The following is a 21,933-nucleotide window of genomic DNA, read 5'->3' on the forward strand; positions in this document are numbered from 1 at the left end:
GCAGCGGCGGAATCCGCGCCGCGCGGGCCGAAGCCCAGAAGCCCCCGTGCGGGCCAATTGGGAGGCGTCCATGATGTCCGATCCGCCCCTCGGGGAGCCGAAGTCCGAATCTCTTCCGCCGGCGGAAGGCGCGCCCTCGGAGCGGCAGGCCATGATGGCCCTGTTCGCCCGGGCCACCCGCAAGGAGCTGGCGGCGGCGGTGGAGCGCTTCCAGCCGCTGCCGCGCCTGCGCCGGCTCAGGCCCGCCGAGATCGGCCTCGTGATGGTGGAAGGCCGCACCGGCGGCGACGGCGCCCCCTTCAACCTGGGCGAGGCCACGGTCACGCGCGCCGCGGTGCAGGTGGAAGGCGGCGCCACCGGCGTCTCCTACCTGCTCGGGCGCGATCCCGAGAAGGCCGAGGCCGCCGCCATCCTCGACGCTTTGTGGCAGGACCCGGCGCTCCGCCTCGCGGTGAACGACGCCGTCGCCCCGGTCTGCCGCCGGCTCGCCGCGGAGGATGCCGCCGCGGCGGCAGAGACCGAGGCCACCAAGGTCAATTTCTTCACCATGACCCGCGGGGAGGACTGAAGCCATGCCCGCCACCGCCCCAATCTCCGCCGCCCCATCCTCCCCCTTCGCCGCGCCGCTCGCGGCCGGCTTTGCCGATCCGGTGCATGACGCCCAGCGCGCCTTCGCGGCGGTGATGCGCGCCATGGCCGAGCCTGGCCTCGCCGTGCCGCTCGCCAGCGACCTCGACCCGCCCGCGCCCCTCTCGCGCGAAGCGGCGGCCGTCGCCCTCGCCCTGCTCGACTATGAGACCCCGGTCTTCCTCGACGGCGCGCTCGCGGCCGCGCCGGCGGTGGCCGCCTTCCTGCGCTTCCACACCGGCGCGCCGGTGGTGACGGACCCTGCCGCCGCCCGCTTCGTGCTGGCGGCGGACGGCGCCGCCATGCCCGATCTCGCCGCTCTGGCGCAGGGCGAGCCGGATTATCCCGACCGCTCGGCGACCCTGATCGTGCAGCTGGCCGAACTGGGCGAAGGCGCGCGCGTCATCGAAGGCCCCGGCATCCGGGGCCGGCGGGGCTTTGCCGCCGCGCCGCTGCCGGCTGACTTCTCCGCGCGGCTCGCCGCCAACCGGGCGGCCTTTCCGCTCGGCGTCGACCTCATCCTCACCGCGCCCGGGGCCGACGGAGCTGGCTCCGTGATGGGCCTGCCGCGCACGGTCAAGCCCGTGATGGAGGACTGATCCATGTACGTGGCCGTGAAGGGTGGCGAAGCCGCCATCCGCAACGCCCATGCGCTGCTGGCGAAGAAGCGCCGGGGCGAGGAAAGCGTGCCCGAGATCGGGCTCGACCAGATCTCGGGCCAGCTCTCCCTCGCCGTGGACCGGGTGATGGCCGAGGGCTCGCTCTACGACCGCGATCTCGCGGCCCTCGCCATCAAGCAGGCGCGGGGCGATCTGATCGAGGCCATCTTCCTCGCCCGCGCCTTCCGCACCACCTTGCCCCGCTTCGGCGCGTCCGAGCCGGTGGACACGGGGGCCATGCGCATCGCGCGGCGCATCTCCGCCACCTTCAAGGACCTGCCCGGCGGACAGGTGCTCGGCCCCACCTTCGACTACACCCACCGCCTGATGGACGAGCGCCTGGCGACCAATGCCGCCGACGCCCCCTCTCCCCGCGGGGGAGAGGGCTGGGGTGAGGGGCCGGAGCGCCGGGAGCCGGGCGCCGTTTCCACGGTTGGATCGCTCCCCTCACCCCCGGCCCCTCTCCCGCAAGGGGAGAGGGGAGTGGTGCAGATGCCCCGCGTCACCGATCTCCTCGGCGACGAGGGCCTGATCGAGGGCTCGCCGGCCGATGACGGCACGCCGCCGCGCGACCTCACCCGCGAGCCCCTCGCCTTCCCCGCCGACCGGCCGCTGCGGCTCCAGGCGCTGGCGCGGGGCGACGAGGGCTTCCTGCTGGCGCTCGGCTATTCCACCCAGCGCGGCTATGCCCGCACCCACCCCTTCGTCGGCGAGATCCGCTTCGGCACGGTGGAGGTGAGCCTGCACGCGGAGGAGCTGGGCTTTGCCGTGCCGCTGGGCGAGATCGAGCTCACGGAATGCCAGAGCGTGAACCAGTTCAAGGGATCGGCGAGCGAGCCGCCTCAGTTTACCCGCGGCTATGGCCTCGTCTTCGGCCAGTCCGAGCGCAAGGCCATGTCCATGGCGCTGGTGGACCGATCGCTACGCTTCAAGGAACTGGGCGAGGAGAAGAGCGCCCCGGCGCAGGACGAGGAATTCGTCCTGTCCCATTGCGACAACGTGCAGGCCACCGGCTTCGTGGAGCATCTGAAGCTGCCGCACTACGTGGATTTCCAGGCCGAGCTCGACCTCATCCGCCGCATGCGCGCCGAGGCCGAGGCCGCGCCGCGCGAGGACCTCAAGGAGGCCGCCGAATGAACGCCCCCGTCGCCTCTTCCATGCCGGCCATCACCTACAATTTCGCCTATCTCGACGAGCAGACGAAACGGATGATCCGCCGGGCCATCCTGAAGGCCATCGCCATTCCCGGCTATCAGGTGCCCTTCGCCTCGCGCGAGATGCCCATGCCCTACGGCTGGGGCACCGGCGGCGTGCAGGTGACGGCGGCCATCCTCGGCGCCGACGACGTGCTGAAGGTGATCGACCAGGGCTCGGACGACACCACCAATGCGGTGGCCATCCGCTCCTTCTTCGAGACCACCGCGGGGGTGGCCACCACCACGCGCACGCAGGACGCCACCATCATCCAGACCCGCCACCGCATCCCGGAGGCGGAGCTGAAGGCGGGCCAGACCATCGTCTTCCAGGTGCCCATCCCCGAGCCGCTGCGCTATCTGGAGCCGCGCGAGACCGAGACGCGCCGCCTGCACGGCCTCGCCGACTACGGCCTCATGCAGGTAAAGCTCTATGAGGACATCGCCCGCCACGGCCACATCGCTACCACCTATGCCTATCCGGTGAAGGTGGAGGGCCGCTACGTGATGGACCCCTCCCCCATCCCGAAGTTCGACAATCCCAAGATGAACGACAGCCCGGCGCTGCAATTGTTCGGCGCCGGCCGCGAGAAGCGCATCTATGCCATCCCGCCCTACACGCAGGTGGTGTCGCTGGATTTCGAGGACCATCCCTTCAAGGTGCAGGCCTTCCGGCAGCCGTGCGCGCTGTGCGGGGCGACCGGCGTCTATCTCGACGAGGTGATCCTCGACGACAGGGGCAAGCGCATGTTCGTGTGCTCCGACACCGACCATTGCGCGACGCGCCAGGCGGAGGGGCACACGGGGGAGATGAGCGCGCCCTATGGGGCCGGCGCCGCCGCCCCCGCTCTCCATGGGGCGGAAAGCCACCGCGGTACCGACGGAGCCATCCCATGAGCGCCGCCGACACCCCACTCCTCACCGCCCAGGGCCTCGCCAAATATTACGGCAACCGCCTCGGCTGCCGCGATGTGGACGTGACTCTGCACGAAGGCGAGGTGCTCGCCATCGTCGGGGAGAGCGGCTCCGGCAAGTCCACCTTGCTGGGCCTCCTCTCCACCGAGCTGGCCCCCTCGGCCGGGCGCGTCGCCTACCGCATGCGGGACGGCGAGACCCGCGACCTCGCGACCCTCTCGGAGGCCGAGCGCCGGCTGCTGCTGCGCACCGACTGGGGCTTCGTGCGCCAGCATGCGGAGCAGGGCCTGCGCATGGCGGTCTCGGCCGGCGGCAATGTGGGCGAGCGGCTGATGGCGGTGGGCTGGCGCCACTATGGCGACATCCGCAGCGAGGCCACCGACTGGCTCTCCCGCGTGGAGATCGCCGCCGAGCGCATCGACGACGATCCGCGCACCTTCTCCGGCGGCATGCGCCAGCGGCTGCAGATCGCCCGCAACCTCGTCACCCGCCCCCGCCTCGTCTTCATGGACGAACCGACGAGCGGCCTCGACGTGTCGGTGCAGGCGCGCCTGCTCGACCTCATCCGCCAGCTGGTGGAGGAGTTCGGCCTGGCGGTGGTTATCGTCACCCACGACCTCGCGGTGGCGCGGCTGCTCTCCCACCGCATCATGGTGATGAAGTCCGGCCGGGTGATCGAGCAGGGCCTCACCGACCAGGTGCTCGACGACCCGCGCGAGCCCTACACCCAGCTCCTCGTCTCCTCGGTGCTTGCGGCATGACCATTGATCCGATCGCCAACGTGTCCCGGCCAAGTGCAGCGCCACCTGTGGCGCGGAACGCGGGCCGGGACCCAGCGCAAGAGGCCGCCGAAGGCGCTTCCATGACGACCACCGCTTCCGCATTGCCTGCTGCGCAGGAGTCCTGCGCTGGGTCCCGGCTCGGCGCTCCGGCTGCGCCGTCGCTGGGCCGGGACACAGAGGACACGCTCCTTGCCGTCGAAAACCTCGCCAAGAGCTTCACCTTGCACCTGCGCGGCGGGCTGACCCTCCCCGTCGTCTCCGGCGTCACCTTCGAGGTCGCAGCCGGCGAATGCGTGGCGCTGGGCGGCCCATCGGGGGCCGGGAAAAGCTCCATCCTCAAGATGGTCTATGGCAATTACCGCATCGACGCCGGCTTGGTGCGCATCGCCGATGGCGCCGCCTTCGCCGAGGTGGCGGGCGCCGAGCCGCGGCAGATGCTGGCCCTGCGCCGCACCCGGGTCGGCTATGTCAGCCAGTTCCTGCGGGTGATCCCGCGCGTTTCCACCCTCGATGTGGTGGCGGCGCCGCTGCGGACCGAAGGCGTGGACGAAGAGACCGCAAAAGTGCGCGCCGGCGCCCTGCTCGCCCGCCTCAATCTTCCGGAGCGGCTGTGGAGCCTGCCGCCAGCCACCTTCTCCGGCGGCGAGCAGCAGCGGGTGAACGTGGCGCGCGGCTTCATCGGCGCCCAGCCGCTGCTGCTGCTCGACGAGCCCACCGCATCGCTGGACGCCGCCAACCGGCAGGTGGTCATCGACCTCATTTGCGAGAAGAAGGCGGCCGGCGCGGGGCTGCTCGGCATCTTCCACGATGCCGAGACGCGCGAGGCCGTCGCCGACCGGGTGGTGGACGTCACCCGCTTCGAAGCCTGATCCCGGAGAGGACCATGACCGAACAGGTTTTCGCCAACGCCCGCCTCGTCCTTGCCGACGAGATCCTCGCCGGCCACGTCACGGTCGAGGACGGCGCCATCACCGCCATCGGCACCGGCGCTGTGCCGCCGGGCTCCGAGGACCTCGGCGGCGACTATCTCCTCCCCGGCCTCGTGGAACTCCACACGGACCATGTGGAGGGCCACCTCTCCCCCCGTCCCAAGGTGCGCTGGAACCCGCTCGCCGCGATCTTCGCCCACGACGCCCAGATCGCCGCCTCGGGCATCACCACCGTGTTCGACTCTCTGCGGGTGTGGCCCGACAGGAAGGCCGTGGGCATGGACGGCGATGCGCCGCTCCTCATCGCCGCGCTGGACGAGGCGCGGGCGGCCGGGGCATTGCGGTCCGACCATTTCATCCACCTGCGCTGCGAGGTGCCCACCGACACGGTGGTGGAGGATGCCGAGGCGATCCTGTCGCGCACCCGCGTCCACCTGATCTCGCTCATGGACCACACGCCGGGCCAGCGGCAGTTTGCGAGCGAGGAGCATTTCCGCTCCTATTACATGAAGAAGAGCGGCATCAGCGCCGCGGAGATGGATGTCATCGTGGCCGCGCGGCTCGAGTTCCACGCCCGCTACGCCCGGCAGAACCGCGCCGGGCTGGTGGCGCTGGCCCATGCCCACGGCTGCGTGGTGGCAAGCCATGACGACGGCACGTCCGAGCATGTGGCCGAGGCCATCGGCGACGGCGTCGCCATCGCCGAATTCCCCACCACCGAGGAGGCCGCCCGCCTCTCCCACGAGGCTGGCATCCGCGTGCTCATGGGGGCGCCGAACCTGGTGCGCGGCGGCTCCCACACCGGCAACGTCTCGGCGGAGTCCCTGGCGCGGGGCGGCCGGCTCGACATCCTCTCGTCGGACTATGTGCCTTCCAGCCTGCTGTGGGCGGCCTTCGACCTCACCCGCCGCGTGCCGTCCATCGCCTTGCCGGAGGCGGTGCGCATGGTGACGAAGACGCCGGCCGAGGTGGCGGGCCTCTCCGACCGGGGCGAGATCGCCATCGGCCGCCGCGCCGATCTGGTGCGCGTCGGCCTGGCCGGCGAGATGCCGGTGGTGAAGGGCGTGTGGCGCGAAGGGCGGCGGGTGGCATGACGCACGACGCAGGCGGCGCGGCCCTGGGTCCCGGCACGCTGCTGCTGGTGGTCGGCCCGTCCGGTGCCGGCAAGGACACCCTCATCGACATCGCCCGCGACCGCTTCGCCGGGGACGACCGGGTGCTGTTCGCCCGCCGCCTCGTCACCCGCCCCTCGGGCACGGGGGAGGCGCACGGCACCGTGTCGGAGGCGGAGTTCGAGGCGCTTAAGGCGCAGGGTCGCTTTCCCCTCTCCTGGCGGGCGCACGGGCTCTCCTATGCGCTCGGCCCGGAGGTGGCGCAGGAGATCGCCGCGGGCGGCGTGGTGGTGGCCAACGGCTCGCGCGCCACCCTGCCCGAGGCGCGGCGGCGCTTCGCCCGGGTGCGGGTGGTGCATGTGACTGCGCCGGTGCCGGTGCGCGCCCAGCGCCTCGCGACGCGCGGCCGCGAGAGCGCCGCCGACATCGAGGAGCGGCTGAGGCGCAGCCCCGAGGTGGATGTGGCGCCGGATCTGGTGATCGAGAATGTAGGCGCGCCGGCGGACGGCGGCGCACAACTCTGCGGCTTCATCGCCGAGGAGCGCGCCGCCGTCGCGTGAGGCGTGTCACGCGCGGCGGCGGGGCGAGCCCTATTGCCGGTAGTGCTGGATGCGCGTGGTGCGCAGCCCGGGCAGGCCGTGGCGGTCGATGGACGCCTGCCAGGAGAGGAATTCGTCCACCGTGAGGGTATAGCGCTTGCACGCCTCCTCAAGGGAGAGCAGACCGCCGCGCACGGCCGCCACCACCTCCGCCTTGCGACGGATGACCCAGCGCCGGGTATCCGGCGGCGGCAGATCGGCGATGGTCAAGGGTCCCCCGTCCGGTCCGATCACATACTTGACCCTTGGCCGATAGGCATCGGTCATTTCTACGCACCTGTTACACACCCCAATGAAGGAGAGCGTGACAGGGGCCAATGAACATTTCGCTAAAGTTCCAGAAGAACAAGATTTTTACTTGTATTAACGTGACGTGAACAAGAGGTTTTGGAAAAGTAAATACCCCCGGTGTCTTTTGCAGATTGCGACTTTGGAAAGATCTGGGAAAAATTCGGGCGGGGACCGGCGGTGCCGATCCCCCCGCCGCGTCAGAACTGCACCAGCAGGCGGCCCTGGACCGCGTTGGTCTGCGCATCGGACCCGAGCTGGCCGGCATAGGCGACGCCCACCCGGACGCCGCCGGCCAGCAGCACGTCGAGGCCGGCATCCACCAGCGCCACGTCGCGGGCGATGGGGGCGCCGGAGATGCCGAAGGCCGCGCCGCCGGTGACGAAGCGCTCCACCAGGACGGGCGTGATGTCGCCGAAGGCGTGCTGCCAGGCGAGGCTGCCGCGCAGTTCCATCCGTGCCGGCCCGGCGGGCACGTCCCAGCGGCCGCGCAGGCCGAGGGTAGTGAGGGTATTGTCCTGCGTCAGGCCGTCGGAGGCGAGGGCCGCCGCGCCGCCGTTCTCCACATAGCTGCCGAGGTCGAGGCGGACGTAGGCGAGGCCGGCGAACGGCTCCAGCCGCACCGCGCCGCTGTCGAAGCCATAGCCCGCCTCGCCGAACAGCTGGCCGGTGCCGCCGCTCTGGTCGGCCCGCAGGTTCTGCAGGAGGCCGGGCAGAACGGCGTAGCGCTCCGTATCGATGGCGTTGCCAGAATAGCTGGCGGCATAGCGCAGGCTGAGGGCGCCGAAGCGGCTGGTGCCGTACAGCGCCACGTCGTAGGCGTCGCTGGTCCCCGAGGACTGCACGCCGCTGGTGGAATAGGAGGTGGAGCTGTAGCCCGCCGCAAGGCCGATCCTTGTGCCCTCCAGCGCCTGCCAGTCGAAGCCGGCGAGGAAGCCGCCCACCGTGCTCGTCACGTCGAGGGCCGGCGCGCCGCCGAGGCTGCCCCAGCCGCCATACGCCTGCACCCAGGCGGTGAGGTCGGCATCGGCGCGCCCCGCGCCCGCCACCGGCGCCGCCGCATAGCCGAGGGGCGAGGCCTGCCGCCCGGCCGCGTCCTCGCGCATGCGCCCGAGCAGCGCCTGCCGCACATAGACCGATTGCGCCAAAAGCACGGAGGCGGTCGAGGCGTGGATTTCGCCCGTCAGGCTCGCCAGCAGCGCCGGGGCCGACGCCGCGTCCATGGTCACCGCCGCCTGCAGCACCGGACTGGAATAGGGCAGCCGCGCCACCGCAGCACCCACCGCATTGGCATTGGGCGTGCCGCCGGCGGTGGCGAAGGCCTCGGCGTTGGGCGCCACGTCCACCCGCACCGCGCCGTCCTCCACATGCGCCGAGGCGGTGAGGAAATAACCAAGGGCGGTCACCTCGTCGAAGCTGCCGGAGACGGCGCCGTCCGTAGAGACCACCTCATAGGTGCCGAGGCGGGAGAGGCTCCCGTCGGCGCCGATGAGCACCAGCCGCCCGTCGAGCGCCACATCGCCCGCGACGCGCACGCTGTCGCTCTCCCCGGAAACCCCGGTCTCGACGAGATAGACCGAGGTGGACTGGAAGGCGAGGTCGCCTGTCACGCTCATCACGCCGATGCCGCCGGCGGCCGCGCCGGGCGTGAGCAGGCCGTGATTGGCGAGGCTGCCGGCGATGACCCCATTGCCGGCGAGGCTGCCGTAGCTCTCCACGTCGCTCTCCAGGCGCCCGGCATTGGCGAGGACGCCGAAGCTGTAGAGCTTCGCCCCGATGGAGGTGAAGGTGCCGGCATTGTCGAGGGTCGCGTCGGCATCGACGAAATACCCGCCGGTGCTGACGAACTCCGCCCCTGCGGCGATGGTGAGGTCGCCCTTGAGCGTGCCGGTGAGCGCCAGCACGCCGCCGTTCACGATGGTGCCGCCGGTGTAGGTTTCGTCGCCGGCGAGGAGCAGCGTGCCGGTGCCGTCCTTGATGAGGCCGCCGGTGCCGGAGATGTCGTTGCTCCAGATGTCGAAGGCGTGGAGGCCGCCCTTCTCCGCATCCATGGTCACGGTGACGTCGCTGGTGAAGGCGCCGTAGCCGCCGGCCGCGGCATAGAGATTGAGCCGCGCCCAGCCGGACCCGTCGTCCAGCGGAACGCCCGACGGCAGCTCGGTGCTGGCCAGCACGTCGCGCAGCTGGTCCTCGCTCAGATAGGGGAAGCGGCTGCGGATGAGCTCCTCGGCATGCTCCGGCACCACGGGCGCCAGGTCGGTGGCGCCCACCGCAGGCAGGCCGTAGGTGAGGTAGAAAGTGGCGACGTCCCGATTGGCGCGATAGTCCGCCGCCGTGGGCACGATGCCGCTCGCCATGCAGGCCTTCAGGTCCTTGCTGCAGGCGGCATAGACCGGGGACACGGCGGCCTCGCCCAGGGCCTCGGCCAGCGCCGTCCTGTTCTCCTCCGCGGAGGCTGCAAAATCGGTGGAATAATTGGGGTCTCCGGCCAAGAGATGCGCCAGCGCATGCATGGCGGAGATGCGCCCGCCGATCACATCCAGGGCATAGTGCACGCCGAGGATATTTCGGCTGAGCCCGTAGGCTTCGCCCGCCGCGAACAGGTCCTGATAATAGGTGGGCAGCAGCACGGCATAATAGAGCGCCGTGGTGAAGCCGTAGGTGGTGTGGCCGCTCTGGAACGAGGCCTCCGGCGCATTGCCCGCCCATTGGTCGGCCTGGCCGGCCACCGCGTCGGGGTCGGTGCTCGGGGTGGTCCAGGGATTGTCCTTGATTTGCGAGAGCACCAGATAGGGTCGTGGGTCGCCCACAAGGCCGGGCGGCGCGTTGTAGGCGATGCCGTAGGCGTCCGTAGCCGCGGCGAAGTAATCCTTCGTGTAGCCCACCTGGCTGGCCGAATAGGCGCCGGCGAGATCCGAGGCGATGTTGCCCGGCAGGGTGTTCTGCTCCCCCATGGCCATCAGCAGCGCGCTGGCGGGGGAATTCACCATGTTCCAGATGTTGGTGGTGGACACGTAGGGATCGTAGGGGGCTTCCGCGTTCTGCACGGCGAGGTCGCGCTGCGCCAGCGTGGAGCTTTGATAGATGGAGATGGTCCTGGCCGCGTTGGCATCGAGCAGCGCCAGGCCGGCCGGCGTGTCGAGCAGCGTGCCGAACGCCGACAGGGCGTCGCGCGCCTCGTGCTCCTGGTGCTTCTGGCAGTCCTCGGTGGTGCAGAAGGTGGCCTGCGCATGGGCCGGCACCGCCAGGAGAGGAGCCGACAGCGCGCCGATGAGGAGCGCCAGGATCCAGGCCGCCCGCGCCCGCCCCGAACGCGGCGCGGAGCCCCCCGGCCATCCGCCCATCCCGCACCCTTCCCCGGCCCCCGCCGCAACATCCGCCCGCATCCCCGCCCCCGCGTCTGCTCACCACCCCTCTACCGTCCCGCAAGGAAAGCGGAGAACGCGGAAAAAGGCCAGCGGAGCAGTACGCCAAACGATGCTGTGGATATGGGCGGGGGAGCGGGGGTGGGGGTGGGGGTGGGGGTGGGGGTGGGGGTGGGGCTGGGGGTGGGGCTTGGGGTCGTGCTGGGCAAGCATGCGGGCGTTCGGCACGGCAGAGGTTTGGCCCGGCCTTGAGGTGCGATTGCACGAGACCGCACCGGCTCTAACCCGCCGTCGCCCTCCGGCTTGACCGGAGGGCCCATCTCTCCGCCGGAGCATCGCGCAATGTGGCGAGGGACGGCGCCCGGCCCTGCCATGGGCCCTCCGGTCAAGCCGGAGGGCGACGGTGGTGAGGAGCGGGATGGGTGGGAGGGCGGAACGGAGCGGAGCGAACGACGGCGAATTTGGCGCGGAGGGTCGACGGCAGCGGCGGGGCGGACCGGCGCAACAGTCAGCAGCACGGCGCCCCAGCAAAACACCGCCCGTCCCCCGGACGCATGCAGCGCAGCGGAATGCGAGCCGGGGGCCAGCGCAAGGACTCCGCCGCAGGCCCTGAACCCCCTCCACCTCAGATTCTGCCCCGCTGTGCGGGACCTCTCGCGCTGGGTCCCGGCACTCCGTCCGCTCCGCTCCAGTCGGCCGGGACGCGAGGCTTGCACGAAGGGGGGCGTGGGCTCTCCCCTCATACGCCCTCGCGCTCAGCGAGCGTGCGATTTCCGACCCGCCGTCGCCCTCCGGCTTGACCGGAGGGCCCATTTCTCCGCCGGAGCATCGCGCAATGTGGCGAGGGACGGCGCCCAGCCATGCCATGGGCCCTCCGGTCAAGCCGGAGGGTGACGGTAGTGAGGCGGGGGATGGGTGGGAAGGCGGAACGGAACGGAGCGGAGCGGAGCGAACGACGGCGAATTTGGCGCGGAGGGTCGACGGCAGAGGCGGACCGGCGCAACGGCCAGCAGCACGGCGCCCCAGCAAAGCACCGCCCGGTCCCCCGGACGCATGCAGCGCAGCGGAATGCGAGCCGGGGGCCGGCGCAAGGACTCCGCCGCAGGCGCCGAACCCCATCCACCTCGGCTTTTGCCCCGCTGCGCGAGACGTCTCACGCTGGGTCCCGGCTCTCCGTCCGCTCCGCTCCAGTCGGCCGGGACGCGAGGCGCTAGCCCTCGATGCGGTCGAAATCGGCGATGGTGCGGGTGGCCGCGCGGATTTCGTCGAGGAGCTTCAGGCGGTTCTCGCGCAGGGCGGGATCGGCATCGTTCACCGTCACCGCATCGAAGAAGGCATCCACCGGCCGGCGCAGGTCGGCCAGCGCCAGCATGGCGGCGGCGAAATCTTCCGCCGCGACGGCGCGGGAGACGCGGGCCTTCACATCCTCGATGGCGGCGGCGAGATGCTCCTCGGCCGGCTCCTTCAGCAGCGCGGCAACGGTGGGGCCGGCATAGGCCTCGCCGTCCTTCTTCTCCTCGATGCGCAGGATGTTCACCGCGCGGCGATAGCCGGCGAGGAGGTTCCTGCCGTCCTCGGTGGCGAGGAAGGCGGCCAGCGCCTCCACGCGGCGGACCACGAGGAGGAGATCGTCCTGCCCTTCAAGGGCGAAGACGGCATCGACGAGATCGTGGCGGGCGCCGCGGTCGCGGAGGTAGACCTTCAAGCGGTCGGCGAAGAAGGCGAGGAGGTCGTCAAGAGTACCGAAAGATTTCGATTCTGATTGAGCCCTGCCGCTGAAATAAGATCGCATATCCGCGGTACCGCCGTGACGGTGATACTGATCTTCGAAACCAAGGCAAAGGAGATCATGAAGGCTCAATCGAACCTCATTCTCCAGCACGATCCTGATCACCCCCAGCGCCGCCCGCCGAAGCGCATAGGGGTCCTTGCTCCCGGTCGGCTTCTCGTCGATCGCCCAGAAGCCCACCAAGGTGTCGATCTTGTCCGCCAGCGCCACGGCCACGGAGACCGGCGCGGTGGGCACGCGGTCGTTCGGCCCCTGCGGCTTGTAATGCTCCTCGCAGGCGGCGGCGACCTCCGGGGGGAGGTTCTCTCCTTCAGCATAATAGCGGCCCATGAGGCCCTGGAGCTCGGGGAACTCGCCCACCACCTCGGTCAGCAGGTCCGCCTTGGCCACCAGCGCGGCCTCCTCGGCCAGCGCCACCGACGCGCCCACCTTGGGGGCCAGTTCCTTGGCGAGGCGGACGATGCGCTCGATGCGCTCGGCCTGCGAGCCCAGCTTCTCGTGGAAGGTAATGCTGGCGAACTTGGGCATGCGGCTGGCGAGGCCGTTCAGCCGGTCCGTATCCCAGAAGAATTTCGCATCCGACAGGCGGGCGCGGATGACGCGCTCGTTGCCGGCGACGATGGCCGCGCCGCCGTCGGTGGCGACGAGGTTGGAGATGAGCAGGAAGCGGTTGGCGAGGCGCCCGGTCTTGGAGTCCTTCAGCACGAAGCACTTCTGGTTGGCGCGGATGGTGGCGCGGATGACCTCGTCGGGAATGTCGAGGAAGCGTTCCTCGAACGAACCCATGAGCACCACCGGCCATTCGACGAGGCCGCACACCTCGTCCAGCAGGCCCTCGTCCTCCACCAGCTCGAGACCGGCGGCGAGCGCGAGGTCCTTGGCGTCGTTGAGGATGATCTCCTTGCGGCGGTCGCGGTCGGCCACCACCTTGGCGGCCTCGAGCTTCGCCATCCAGTCGTCGAGCCGCTTCACCGTGAAGGGCTCGGGCGCCAGGAAGCGGTGGCCGCGGGTGACGTTGGACGCCTCGATCCCGTCGATGGAGAAGCGCACCACCTCCGGCTCGTCCCCCTCGGCGCCGAAGGTGGCGACGATGGAATGCAGCGGCCGCACCCACCTGAGCGTCCCCGACCCCCAGCGCATGGATTTCGGCCAGGGGAACTTGCGGATGATGTCGGGCACGATCTCGGCGATCACCTCGGTGGTGGCGCGGCCGGGCTTCTCCACCACCGCCACGTAGAAATCGCCCTTCTTGTCCGACTGGATCGTCGCCTGATCGAGGGAGGAAAGCCCCGCGCTCTTGAGGAAGCCGGCCACCGCCTGCTCGGGCGCGCCCACGCGCGGGCCCTTCTTCTCCTCCCGCTGGTCCTTCTGGCGGCCCGGCAGGCCATGCACCGCCAGCGCGAGGCGGCGCGGCGTCACGAAGGCCTTGGCGCCCTCGTAGAGCAGGCCGCGCTCCACCAATGCGTCCGTGACGAGCTTCTTCAGCGCGTCGGCGGCCTGGGCCTGCATGCGGGCGGGGATTTCCTCGGAGAACAGTTCAAGCAGCAGGTCGGGCATCGGTTCTGGCTCGCTCTCCCGACGGGGAGGCTGGCGCCGGGGCGCCGGGGTGGGGTTTGCGCGAGTGTGCTAGTGCCTTTCGGCCGCGCCGTCGAGTGCGCGGCTCAGTCCAGCGGCAGGCCGCGGCTTTCCTTGAGGCCGAGGGCGGCGAGGAAGGCCAGCGCCCCCGCGGCGATGAGATAGAGCGCCGGCGCCATGGGGCTGCCCGTCCAGCTCACCAGCAGCACCGCGATCATGGGCGCCGTGCCGCCGCCGATGCCGACCCCGAGGTTCCAGCTCAGCCCCACGGCGGAGCAGCGGGTGTGGCGGGGGAACATCTCCACCAGCGCCACGGCGATGGGGCCGCCATACATGGAGATGATGAGGGCAAATCCCATCTGCCCCAGAAGCGCGAGGCCGGGGCTGCCCGAACGCATGAGCAGGAACAGCGGCCAGGAGAACAGCACGAGGCAGGCGAAGCCGGCGACGATCAGCGGCTTGCGGCCCACCACGTCGGACAGGGCGGCGAAGCCGAGGCTCGCGGCCATCACCACCGCCATGCTCACCGCCGTCAGCTCCAGCGCCACGTGCGGCGGGAAGGCATCGGTCTGCTGCAGCCAGGTGGTGAGGTAGACGAACACGAGATAGAAGGCGATGCCCACCACGAGGTTGATGAGCGTCGCCCGCAGGATGCCGGCGCCGCTCTCGCGGAAGGCCACCACCACCGGCAGGCGCGCCGGGCGCTCGGGCGGCGCGTCGCGGGCGGCGGTGCGGCGCAGCACCATGGCGAAGCCGCCCAGCAGGCAGCCCAGCAGGAAGGGGATGCGCCAGCCCCAGGCGGCAAGATCGTCCGCCGACAGGAGGCCGGAGACCAGCGCCCCGATGGTCGAGCCCAGGAGCATGCCGCCGTTGCAGCCGACGATGACCATGGAGGTCACCGCCCCGCGCCGGCGGGGGTCGGCATTTTCGGCGAGGAAGACCGCGGAGGTCATGTATTCCCCGCCCACCGAAAGCCCCTGCGCCAGGCGCAGCACCAGCAGGAGGACCGCGGCGAAGGCGCCGGCCGTCTCGTAGGTGGGCAGGAGGCCGACGCAGAAGGTGGACACGCTCATCAGCGCGGCTGAGGAGAGCAGCGCCGCGCGCCGGCCGTAGCGGTCGCCCACGTGGCCGAACAGCACCGAGCCCAGCGGCCGCATGAGGAAGGAGGCGGCGAACACCCCGAACACGGAGAGCATCGCCGCCGTGGGGCTCGACTGCGGGAAGAAGTTGCGCGCGAAGATGCCGGCGAGAAAGCCGTAGACCGCGAAGTCGTACCATTCCAGCACGTTGCCGAGGGTGCCGGCGGCGATCAGCCGGCGATTGAGGCGCTGGGGCGCCGCCCCAGGCAAAGCGCCGGCCTCGGCGTCGGTGATGCTGCTCATGCGCCTGCCCCCTTCCCTGCGCGCCCGCGGACCTCAGGCGGCGCCGCCTGCCGCCGTCTTGAGCCACGCCGCGCCGCAGGCCTTGGCCAGCTCGCGCACCCGCAGGATGTAGCTCTGGCGCTCGGTGACGGAGATCACCCCGCGCGCGTCAAGAAGGTTGAAGACATGGGACGCCTTGATGCACTGGTCGTAGGCGGGCAGCGCCATCTCGTGCCGGTCGCCCTTGTCGCCGAAGGCGAGATATTTGTGGCACGCCTGCTCCGCCATGCGGAACTGCTCCAGCAGCATGTCGGTGTCGGCGGCCTCGAAATTATGCCGTGAATATTCCTGCTCGGCCTGATGGAAGACGTCGCCATAGGTGGTCTTCTCGGCGCCCTCGCGGCCGTTGAAGTTCAGGTCGTAGACGTTCTCAACCCCCTGCACGTACATGGCGAGGCGCTCGAGGCCGTAGGTGAGTTCGCCGGAGACGGGGGCGCACTCGAAGCCGGCTACCTGCTGGAAATAGGTGAATTGCGACACCTCCATGCCGTCGCACCAGCATTCCCAGCCGAGGCCCCAGGCGCCGAGGGTGGGGCTCTCCCAGTCGTCCTCCACGAACCGCACGTCGTGCAGCTTCAGGTCCACTCCGATGGCGGCGAGCGAATCCAGATAGAGCTGCTGAAGGTTCTCCGGGGAGGGCTTCAGGATGACCTGGAACTGGTAATAGTGCTGGAGCCGATTGGGGTTCTCGCCGTAACGCCCGTCCTTGGGGCGGCGCGAGGGCTGCACATAGGCGGCCTTCCACGGCTTCGGCCCGAGCGCCCGCAGCGTGGTGGCGGGGTGAAAGGTGCCCGCTCCCACCTCCATGTCGTAGGGCTGGAGGATGACGCAGCCACGATCCGCCCAGAAGCGCTGGAGCGTCAGCAGCAGGGCCTGGAAGGAGCGGTCGGGACGCATGTGCTCGGGAAGGGTCGGGTCGATCATCTCAAAGGCTCGCAACTCGAAGACGCTCGCAGCATCGTGACCGCATGTGTGGGCAGAAGGGCCGCCAGCGCCGCGCGGACACTAGTGCGCCATTCCAGAGATGGAAACAGAAACTGACGGCGGCGAGACTCGGCCGCAGCCGGTGCGCCCACGCGCGAAATCCCTGGCGGATGCCGACGGCGTCTGCGCCGTGCCAAGGTCTTGCTGCGCCACAGCTAAGCTCACGCCAGCGCTGGTAAATCTGAAAAAATCGTTGTGAACCGAAATGCGGGTTCGGCGGTTGTGTAGCCGTGTATTCAATTGGAGGGAGACCCCGCATGAACATGTTCAAGCTCGCCATTCCGGTCGCCGCGGCGGCCCTCATCGCAATGTCCGGCGCCGCCAGCGCCCAGTCCGGCACCGCTGCTGGCCAGGATCCCCACAAGGGCCCGGCGCAGGAAGGCGGTCGCACCCAGGCCACTCCCGGCCCGAGCGGCAGCGGCGCGGTTATGCCCGACCCGAACACCCCCGCCACCCCGCGTTCCGGCCAGGCTGCCGGCCAGGATCCCCACAAGGGTCCGGCGCAGGAGGGCGGTCGCGCCCAGGCGACCCCCGGCGCGAGCGGCACCGGCGCTGGCCCGTCCTACGACACGACCGGCACCGTGACGCCGCGTTCCGGCACCGCCGCCGGCCAGGACCCCCACAAGGGTCCCGCGCAGGAAGGTGGCCGCTCGCAGGCGACTCCCGGCGGCAGCCGCTGACGCTGAACACGGCCGGAGCATAGCTTCGGCACCAGCCCCATGAAAGAAAGCCCCGGAGCAGCGCTCCGGGGCTTTGCCTTGTGTGGATGACAGTTGCTTGGAAGTCGCGTCAGCCGCGGGTGCGGGCGCGCACCATGAAGTCGTCGTAGGTGAACTCGACGATCTGCCACCACAGATAAGCGTTGTTGCGGAACGTCCGCATGTCCTCGTAGATCTTCTTGAAGTCCTCGTTCTTGGCGCCGATCTCTTCGTAGAGCTGCTGCGAAGCCTTGTAGGCGGCGTCCATCACGTCGTTGGGATAGCGGCGCAGCTGGGTGCCGGCCTTCACCAGGCTCTGGATCGCCACGGGGTTCTTCGCGTCGTAGCTCGCGAGCATGCTCTCGTTGGCCTGCGCCATGGCGGAGGTGAGCGCCGCCCGGTAGACCTTCGGCAGTTCGTTCAGCTTCTCCTGATTGACGAAGAAGTTGAGCGCGGCGGAGCCCTCCCACCAGCCGGGGAAGTAATAATACTGGGCCACCTTGAACAGGCCGAGGCGCTCGTCGTCATAGGGACCGACCCACTCGGCGGCGTCGATGGTGCCCTTTTCGAGCGCGGGATAGATGTCGCCGCCGGCGAGCTGCTGCGGCACCACGCCGAGCTTCGCCAGAACCTGGCCGCCCACGCCGGCGATGCGCATCTTGAGGCCCTGAAGATCGGCGACGCTCTTGATCTCCTTGCGGAACCAGCCGCCCATCTGGCCGCCCGTGTTGCCGCCCGGGAACATGGACACGCCGTACTTCTTGTAGAATTCGTTCATCAGGGTCAGGCCGTTCCCGAACAGGAACCAGGCGTTGATCTGGCGGGCGTTGAGGCCGAACGGAATGGCGGTGCCGAGCCCGAAGGTCGGGTCCTTGCCCACATAATAATAGGACGCCGAGTGGCACATCTCGACGGTCTTGTTGGTGGTGGCGTCGAGAGCCTGGAGGCCGGGCACGATTTCGCCCGCCGCGAACACCTGGATCTGGAACTTGCCGTCGGTGATCTCGGCCACCTGCTTGGCCATCAGCTCGGCGGCGCCATAGATGGTGTCGAGCGACTTCGGGAAGGAGGACGTGCAGCGCCACTTCACTTCCGGGGCCGACTGGGCAATGGCCGGCATGGCCACGGCGGCGGAAGCGGCGACGCCCGCGCCGGTGGCGGTCAGGAAATCACGGCGTTTCATTGGGGGCTCCCTAGGCATCTTTGACACGCAGCGCCGCAGCCAAAGGCGGGCCGTCGTACCGCCTTTTAGAGCAGGCGGACCGGCTGCTCAACCGCGCTCAAAGACCAAGGCCTCCAGCGCGGCCGCAGGAAAAGCCGGCGCAGCAGCAAGGAAGGTGCGGGGCAGGCCCGCCCCTTGCTACTCGATCACGATGCGCGGCGCCTGCCGGCTCTGCGCCGTAGCGCGGTCGAGGGCGTCCTTTACGCCCTTGGCCACGTGCCGGTAGGCCGCCGCCTGCGGGCTGTCCGGATCCGAGACGAGGATGGGCAGGCCGGCATCCGACATTTCGCGGATGCGCATGTGGAGCGGGATCTCGCCAAGGAAGGGCACGCCCAGCTTGTCGGCCTCCGCATGGGCGCCGCCGTGGCCGAAAATGTCGGACCGGCCGCCGCAATGGGGGCAGATGAAGTGGGACATGTTCTCCACCACCCCGAGGATCGGGATGTTCACCCGCTCGAACATGGCGACGCCGCGCCGCGCGTCGATGAGGGCGAGGTCCTGCGGGGTGGAGACGATGACCGCGCCGGCGAGGTTCACCTGCTGCGCCATGGTGAGCTGGGCGTCGCCGGTGCCGGGGGGCATGTCCACCACCAGCACGTCGAGGGGGCCCCACTTCACCTCCTTGAGCATCTGCGAAATGGCGGACATCACCATGGGTCCGCGCCAGATCATCGGCGTGTCTTCCTCCACGAGGAAGCCGATGGACATCAGCTGGAGGCCGAAATTCTCGAGCGGAATCATGGTCTTGCCGTCGGCCGTCGTCTCCGGCTTCTGGGCGACGCCGGTGAGGCGCGGCACGGAGGGGCCGTAGATGTCGGCATCGAGCAGGCCCACCTTCAGGCCGAGGTCGCGCAGGCCCAGCGCCAGGTTGATGGAGGTGGTGGACTTGCCCACGCCGCCCTTGCCGGACGCCACCGCGATGATGGAGGCGACGCCGGGCACCGCGATGCCGCGGGGCGCCGGCGCCCCGCCGTGGGCGTGGCCGTGTCCATGGCCGTGGCTATGGGCCGCCGGGGCGGCGGGTGCGGCGGGCGCCTTCGCCCGCTCGGCGGTGAGGGTGACGAGGGCGGAGGCGACCCCCGGCAGCGCCCGGACCGCGGTCTCCGCGGCGATGCGCACATCCTCCCACGCCCGCGCCTGGGCCGGATCGATGTTGATGGAGAGATAGACCTTGCCCGAGGTGACCACCACGCCGGACAGGGCCGGCGACACCGACAGCGCCACACCCTCCGGGGTGCGCACCTTGGCGAGGGTGGAACGGACCTGGTCTTCGCTCAGTTCGGCCGTGTCGCTGGTCATCACTCAACTCCCCCGCCGGACGACGCGCGAGGTTGGGGGCAGCGCGGTGCCGGACTGGAATGATTAGAAGTTACCCTTTGATTCGCACGACAGGCCGCAACTGCAAAGCCTGACATATGTGCGCTGACCAATTCTTGGGCAAACTTTAGGGCCAAGGCAATCAATTCCGGTTTCATCTGAATGCGTCCCCGCCTTGCCCACCGGCGAGCGCCCGGGCGATGTCGGCCTGAAGCTGGGGCAGCAGCTCGCGTTCGAAGAAGGGGTTCTTCTTCAGCCAGCCGGTGTTGCGCCATGACGGGTGCGGCAGGGTATAGACCGCCACCGGATGCGCCAGGGCGGCGCCCGCTGCGCGGACCTGCCGCCAGCCCGCCACCGTCTCGGTGAGGCTCGCCTTCAGGTGGGCGGCAAGGCCGAGCCGGGCGAGGTGATAGGCCTGTGCCGGCCGGCCCACCGCCAGGATCAGGCGGAACGGCGGCAGCGCGGCAAACAGACCATCGTGCCAGGTGGCGACGCATTCCCGCCGCGGCGGGAGGTCGCCCCCCGCCGCATCCTGGCCGGGAAAGCAGAAGCCCATGGGCGCGATGGCGATGCGGGAGACGTCATAGAAGGTCTGGTTGTCCACCCCCATCCAGGACCTGAGCCGGTCGCCGGAGGCATCGGTGAACGGTAGGCCGGAGAGATGCACCTTGGTGCCGGGAGCCTGGCTCGCCACCAGGATGGACGCGCCGCCGGAGACCCGCAGCACCGGGCGCGGCTCGTGCGGCAGCGGCGGCCCCTTCGGCGCGTCGCGGCAGATGCGGCAGGCGCGGATGCGCGCCACCAAAGCGTCGAGGGCTTCCGCTCCGGCGGGATCAGATGTCGAGCTCAAGCCCGTCCTCGGCCACGCTGAAGTGGGCGGCGTCCACCTCGCCCCGCCGCGCCCACATGGCGTCGCCCATATGGGTGAGGAGGATGCGCCTGGCCCCGAGGTCCGCCCGCCGCGCCGCCACCGTCTCGTAGGCGAGGTGGCCGTGGGGGCTGCCGTCGAAGGCGAAGCTCTCGCAGATGAACAGGTCGGCGTCCCGGGCGATAGGCAGCAGCGCGTCGGTCCATTCGGTGTCGCCGGAGAAGGCGATGGTCCGCGCCCCGTTGGTCAGCCGCAGCGCCGTGGAGGGTGCCCCGGAGGCATGGACCACCTGGGCAGTGGTGCAGGTGAGCGGGCCGTGCCGGGAGGTGGAGCCGGGCTCCACCTCCTCCACCCGCCAGTCGAAGCGCCAGGGATTGGTCGCCATGCGGGGGAACAGGACCTCCATCGCCGCCTCGAGCCGCGCCCGCGTGCCCGGCGGCCCGACGATGACGAGGGGACGCTGGCGGCGGTGGACGAATTGCCCGTCCAGCAGCAGGAACGGGATACCGGCGAAATGGTCGCCGTGCAGGTGGCTGAGGAAGATGATGTCGATGTTCGCCGAATCGAGACCGAACCGGTGGTGATTCACCAGTGAACTGGCACCGAAATCCAGCGTCACGGTCAGGTCCGCCGCCTCGACCCGGAAGCAGGAGCTGCCCCGCCCGCCCGAGCCGAAGGCATCCCCGCATCCCACCACCTTAAGCTTCATCTTTTCAAGCCTTTGCACTCGGCCGCTGCGAGACCACATCGCGCCAGCGCAGGAGGTGCGCATGGTCCTGCGGCACCTCGGTGCGGATCACCCGCAGGAAGTCGAGCGCCACCAGCAGCGTGATGTCCGCCACCGTGAAGCGATCGCCCGCGAGGTACGCCTTGTCGGCCAGGGAATCGTTGAAAAACTCAAGCGCTGCCAGCACCTTGGGCTTGTTCACCTCGCCCCATTCAGCCACCTGCGGCACCTCCGCCTGGGCCATGCCGGGGTTGAGATGGCGCAGCACCATCATGATCGGAATCAGCAGGTCCAATTCCGCCCGCCGCTGCCACATTTCCACCAGCCCCTGCTCCTTCGGCGTCTGGCCGAACAGGTTGGGTTCGGGCTGGAGCGCCTCGAAAAAGCGGCAGATGGCCATGGTCTCGGCGATGGCGGTGCCGTCGTCCAGAACCAGCACGGGCACGCGCTGGCGGGGATTGATGGAGGTGAATTCCGGAGACTTGTTTTCCATCCGCCCGAGATCGACCGGCACGAGCGGAACCGAAATCCCCTTTTCCGCCAAAAAGATGCGGACCCGCCGCGGATTTGGCGCGCGGCCGGAATCATAAAGTTGCATGGCGTTCGGCCTCCCCGACCCGTATTCTTGTCCGATCGAAGAACCATGCCTGATCCGGGCGCGCAAGGCCCCGATCCCGCCTTACGGTCCGCGCGGGTGGGCGGCGCGATAGTCCGCCGGCGCCTCGAACCCGCCTGCCCAAATCCCCCGCCGCGCCGCCCGCGCTTCCGCCTCCGCGGCGTCGTGGTCATGGCGCAGATAGGCAAGCGCCAGCCCGGCGCGCACCATCCGGTCGGCGAGATCCACCCCCCAATGGTGCAGCGCG

20 protein-coding genes are annotated in these 21,933 nt (G+C 70.0%); 9 read left to right on the top strand and 11 right to left on the bottom strand.

Features of this window, described 5'->3' with window-relative positions:
• Positions 1-70 precede the first annotated feature (70 nt).
• The 8 genes from phnG (at position 71) to phnN (ending at position 6,777) form a co-directional block, all read left to right on the top strand.
• Positions 71-568: a phosphonate C-P lyase system protein PhnG gene (gene phnG / locus ABLE93_RS10020; protein WP_348839645.1), complete on the top strand. Its 498-nt coding sequence runs from the start codon at positions 71-73 to the stop codon at positions 566-568.
• Between the two features lie 4 nt (positions 569-572).
• On the top strand, positions 573-1,226 hold the full coding sequence (gene phnH, locus ABLE93_RS10025; RefSeq protein WP_348839646.1) for a phosphonate C-P lyase system protein PhnH: 654 nt from the start codon (positions 573-575) through the stop codon (positions 1,224-1,226).
• A gap of 3 nt (positions 1,227-1,229) precedes the next feature.
• Positions 1,230-2,423 (top strand): carbon-phosphorus lyase complex subunit, encoded by a 1,194-nt coding sequence (locus ABLE93_RS10030; RefSeq protein ID WP_348839647.1) that lies wholly within the window; start codon positions 1,230-1,232, stop codon positions 2,421-2,423.
• A 20-nt stretch (positions 2,424-2,443) separates the two neighbouring features.
• Positions 2,444-3,376, top strand: a complete 933-nt coding sequence (locus ABLE93_RS10035; protein ID WP_348839800.1) for an alpha-D-ribose 1-methylphosphonate 5-phosphate C-P-lyase PhnJ — start codon at positions 2,444-2,446, stop codon at positions 3,374-3,376.
• On the top strand, positions 3,373-4,155 hold the full coding sequence (gene phnK, locus ABLE93_RS10040; RefSeq protein ID WP_348839648.1) for a phosphonate C-P lyase system protein PhnK: 783 nt from the start codon (positions 3,373-3,375) through the stop codon (positions 4,153-4,155). The genes ABLE93_RS10035 and phnK overlap by 4 nt, the downstream gene beginning before the upstream one ends.
• Positions 4,156-4,256: 101 nt before the next feature.
• Positions 4,257-5,045, top strand: a complete 789-nt coding sequence (gene phnL, locus ABLE93_RS10045) for a phosphonate C-P lyase system protein PhnL (RefSeq protein ID WP_348839649.1) — start codon at positions 4,257-4,259, stop codon at positions 5,043-5,045.
• A 14-nt stretch (positions 5,046-5,059) separates the two neighbouring features.
• Positions 5,060-6,199 (top strand): alpha-D-ribose 1-methylphosphonate 5-triphosphate diphosphatase, encoded by a 1,140-nt coding sequence (locus ABLE93_RS10050; RefSeq protein ID WP_348839650.1) that lies wholly within the window; start codon positions 5,060-5,062, stop codon positions 6,197-6,199.
• The gene (gene phnN / locus ABLE93_RS10055; protein ID WP_348839651.1) at positions 6,196-6,777 is read left to right on the top strand and encodes a phosphonate metabolism protein/1,5-bisphosphokinase (PRPP-forming) PhnN; all 582 of its coding nucleotides are present in this window, start codon (positions 6,196-6,198) and stop codon (positions 6,775-6,777) included. The genes ABLE93_RS10050 and phnN overlap by 4 nt, the downstream gene beginning before the upstream one ends.
• Before the next feature lie 30 nt (positions 6,778-6,807).
• Here the strand turns inward: phnN and sciP are convergent, their stop codons facing one another.
• From sciP to ABLE93_RS10080, 5 genes are all read right to left on the bottom strand, one after another.
• Entirely contained in the window at positions 6,808-7,083 is a 276-nt protein-coding gene (gene sciP / locus ABLE93_RS10060; protein WP_012113328.1) for a CtrA inhibitor SciP, read from the bottom strand.
• 221 nt (positions 7,084-7,304) lie between these two features.
• The gene (locus ABLE93_RS10065) at positions 7,305-10,448 is read right to left on the bottom strand and encodes an autotransporter domain-containing protein (RefSeq protein ID WP_348839652.1); all 3,144 of its coding nucleotides are present in this window, start codon (positions 10,446-10,448) and stop codon (positions 7,305-7,307) included.
• Between the two features lie 1,231 nt (positions 10,449-11,679).
• Positions 11,680-13,815 carry a glycine--tRNA ligase subunit beta gene (glyS, locus tag ABLE93_RS10070; RefSeq protein WP_348839653.1) on the bottom strand — a complete coding sequence of 712 codons (2,136 nt, stop codon included), beginning with the start codon at positions 13,813-13,815 and terminating at the stop codon, positions 11,680-11,682.
• Positions 13,816-13,919: 104 nt separating this feature from the next.
• Positions 13,920-15,215: an MFS transporter gene (locus ABLE93_RS10075; RefSeq protein WP_348839654.1), complete on the bottom strand. Its 1,296-nt coding sequence runs from the start codon at positions 15,213-15,215 to the stop codon at positions 13,920-13,922.
• Between the two features lie 33 nt (positions 15,216-15,248).
• Complete coding sequence (locus tag ABLE93_RS10080; RefSeq protein ID WP_348839801.1) at positions 15,249-16,175, bottom strand: glycine--tRNA ligase subunit alpha; 927 nt, start codon at positions 16,173-16,175, stop codon at positions 15,249-15,251.
• 320 nt (positions 16,176-16,495) lie between these two features.
• Between ABLE93_RS10080 and ABLE93_RS10085 the strand changes: the two genes are divergently transcribed.
• Entirely contained in the window at positions 16,496-16,918 is a 423-nt protein-coding gene (locus ABLE93_RS10085; protein WP_348839655.1) for a hypothetical protein, read from the top strand.
• A gap of 109 nt (positions 16,919-17,027) precedes the next feature.
• Here the strand turns inward: ABLE93_RS10085 and ABLE93_RS10090 are convergent, their stop codons facing one another.
• From ABLE93_RS10090 to ABLE93_RS10115, 6 genes are all read right to left on the bottom strand, one after another.
• On the bottom strand, positions 17,028-18,119 hold the full coding sequence (locus ABLE93_RS10090; RefSeq protein WP_348839656.1) for a TRAP transporter substrate-binding protein: 1,092 nt from the start codon (positions 18,117-18,119) through the stop codon (positions 17,028-17,030).
• Positions 18,120-18,296: 177 nt separating this feature from the next.
• Positions 18,297-19,457, bottom strand: a complete 1,161-nt coding sequence (locus ABLE93_RS10095; RefSeq protein ID WP_348839657.1) for an Mrp/NBP35 family ATP-binding protein — start codon at positions 19,455-19,457, stop codon at positions 18,297-18,299.
• Positions 19,458-19,629: 172 nt separating this feature from the next.
• Positions 19,630-20,325, bottom strand: a complete 696-nt coding sequence (locus ABLE93_RS10100) for a uracil-DNA glycosylase family protein (protein ID WP_348839658.1) — start codon at positions 20,323-20,325, stop codon at positions 19,630-19,632.
• Positions 20,309-21,052, bottom strand: coding sequence for an MBL fold metallo-hydrolase (locus ABLE93_RS10105; RefSeq protein WP_348839659.1), 744 nt, complete (start codon positions 21,050-21,052; stop codon positions 20,309-20,311). Before ABLE93_RS10105 ends, ABLE93_RS10100 begins: the two co-directional genes overlap by 17 nt.
• A 4-nt stretch (positions 21,053-21,056) precedes the next feature.
• Positions 21,057-21,668 carry a glutathione S-transferase family protein gene (locus tag ABLE93_RS10110; protein WP_348839802.1) on the bottom strand — a complete coding sequence of 204 codons (612 nt, stop codon included), beginning with the start codon at positions 21,666-21,668 and terminating at the stop codon, positions 21,057-21,059.
• Positions 21,669-21,749: 81 nt separating this feature from the next.
• Positions 21,750-21,914 (bottom strand): hypothetical protein, encoded by a 165-nt coding sequence (locus tag ABLE93_RS10115; protein WP_348839660.1) that lies wholly within the window; start codon positions 21,912-21,914, stop codon positions 21,750-21,752.
• Positions 21,915-21,933 lie beyond the last annotated feature (19 nt).

It is taken from the genome of Xanthobacter pollutisoli (assembly GCF_040044995.1).
Lineage (GTDB): Bacteria > Pseudomonadota > Alphaproteobacteria > Rhizobiales > Xanthobacteraceae > Xanthobacter.

Coding starts and splice junctions, on each gene's coding strand:
- phnG (WP_348839645.1), top strand. CDS start 71: ATGATGTCCGATCCGCCCCTCGGGGAGCCGAAGTCCGAATCTCTTCCG.
- phnH (WP_348839646.1), top strand. CDS start 573: ATGCCCGCCACCGCCCCAATCTCCGCCGCCCCATCCTCCCCCTTCGCC.
- ABLE93_RS10030 (WP_348839647.1), top strand. CDS start 1,230: ATGTACGTGGCCGTGAAGGGTGGCGAAGCCGCCATCCGCAACGCCCAT.
- ABLE93_RS10035 (WP_348839800.1), top strand. CDS start 2,444: ATGCCGGCCATCACCTACAATTTCGCCTATCTCGACGAGCAGACGAAA.
- phnK (WP_348839648.1), top strand. CDS start 3,373: ATGAGCGCCGCCGACACCCCACTCCTCACCGCCCAGGGCCTCGCCAAA.
- phnL (WP_348839649.1), top strand. CDS start 4,257: ATGACGACCACCGCTTCCGCATTGCCTGCTGCGCAGGAGTCCTGCGCT.
- ABLE93_RS10050 (WP_348839650.1), top strand. CDS start 5,060: ATGACCGAACAGGTTTTCGCCAACGCCCGCCTCGTCCTTGCCGACGAG.
- phnN (WP_348839651.1), top strand. CDS start 6,196: ATGACGCACGACGCAGGCGGCGCGGCCCTGGGTCCCGGCACGCTGCTG.
- sciP (WP_012113328.1), bottom strand. CDS start 7,083: ATGACCGATGCCTATCGGCCAAGGGTCAAGTATGTGATCGGACCGGAC.
- ABLE93_RS10065 (WP_348839652.1), bottom strand. CDS start 10,448: ATGGGCGGATGGCCGGGGGGCTCCGCGCCGCGTTCGGGGCGGGCGCGG.
- glyS (WP_348839653.1), bottom strand. CDS start 13,815: ATGCCCGACCTGCTGCTTGAACTGTTCTCCGAGGAAATCCCCGCCCGC.
- ABLE93_RS10075 (WP_348839654.1), bottom strand. CDS start 15,215: ATGAGCAGCATCACCGACGCCGAGGCCGGCGCTTTGCCTGGGGCGGCG.
- ABLE93_RS10085 (WP_348839655.1), top strand. CDS start 16,496: ATGAACATGTTCAAGCTCGCCATTCCGGTCGCCGCGGCGGCCCTCATC.
- ABLE93_RS10090 (WP_348839656.1), bottom strand. CDS start 18,119: ATGAAACGCCGTGATTTCCTGACCGCCACCGGCGCGGGCGTCGCCGCT.
- ABLE93_RS10095 (WP_348839657.1), bottom strand. CDS start 19,457: ATGACCAGCGACACGGCCGAACTGAGCGAAGACCAGGTCCGTTCCACC.
- ABLE93_RS10105 (WP_348839659.1), bottom strand. CDS start 21,052: ATGAAGCTTAAGGTGGTGGGATGCGGGGATGCCTTCGGCTCGGGCGGG.
- ABLE93_RS10110 (WP_348839802.1), bottom strand. CDS start 21,668: ATGCAACTTTATGATTCCGGCCGCGCGCCAAATCCGCGGCGGGTCCGC.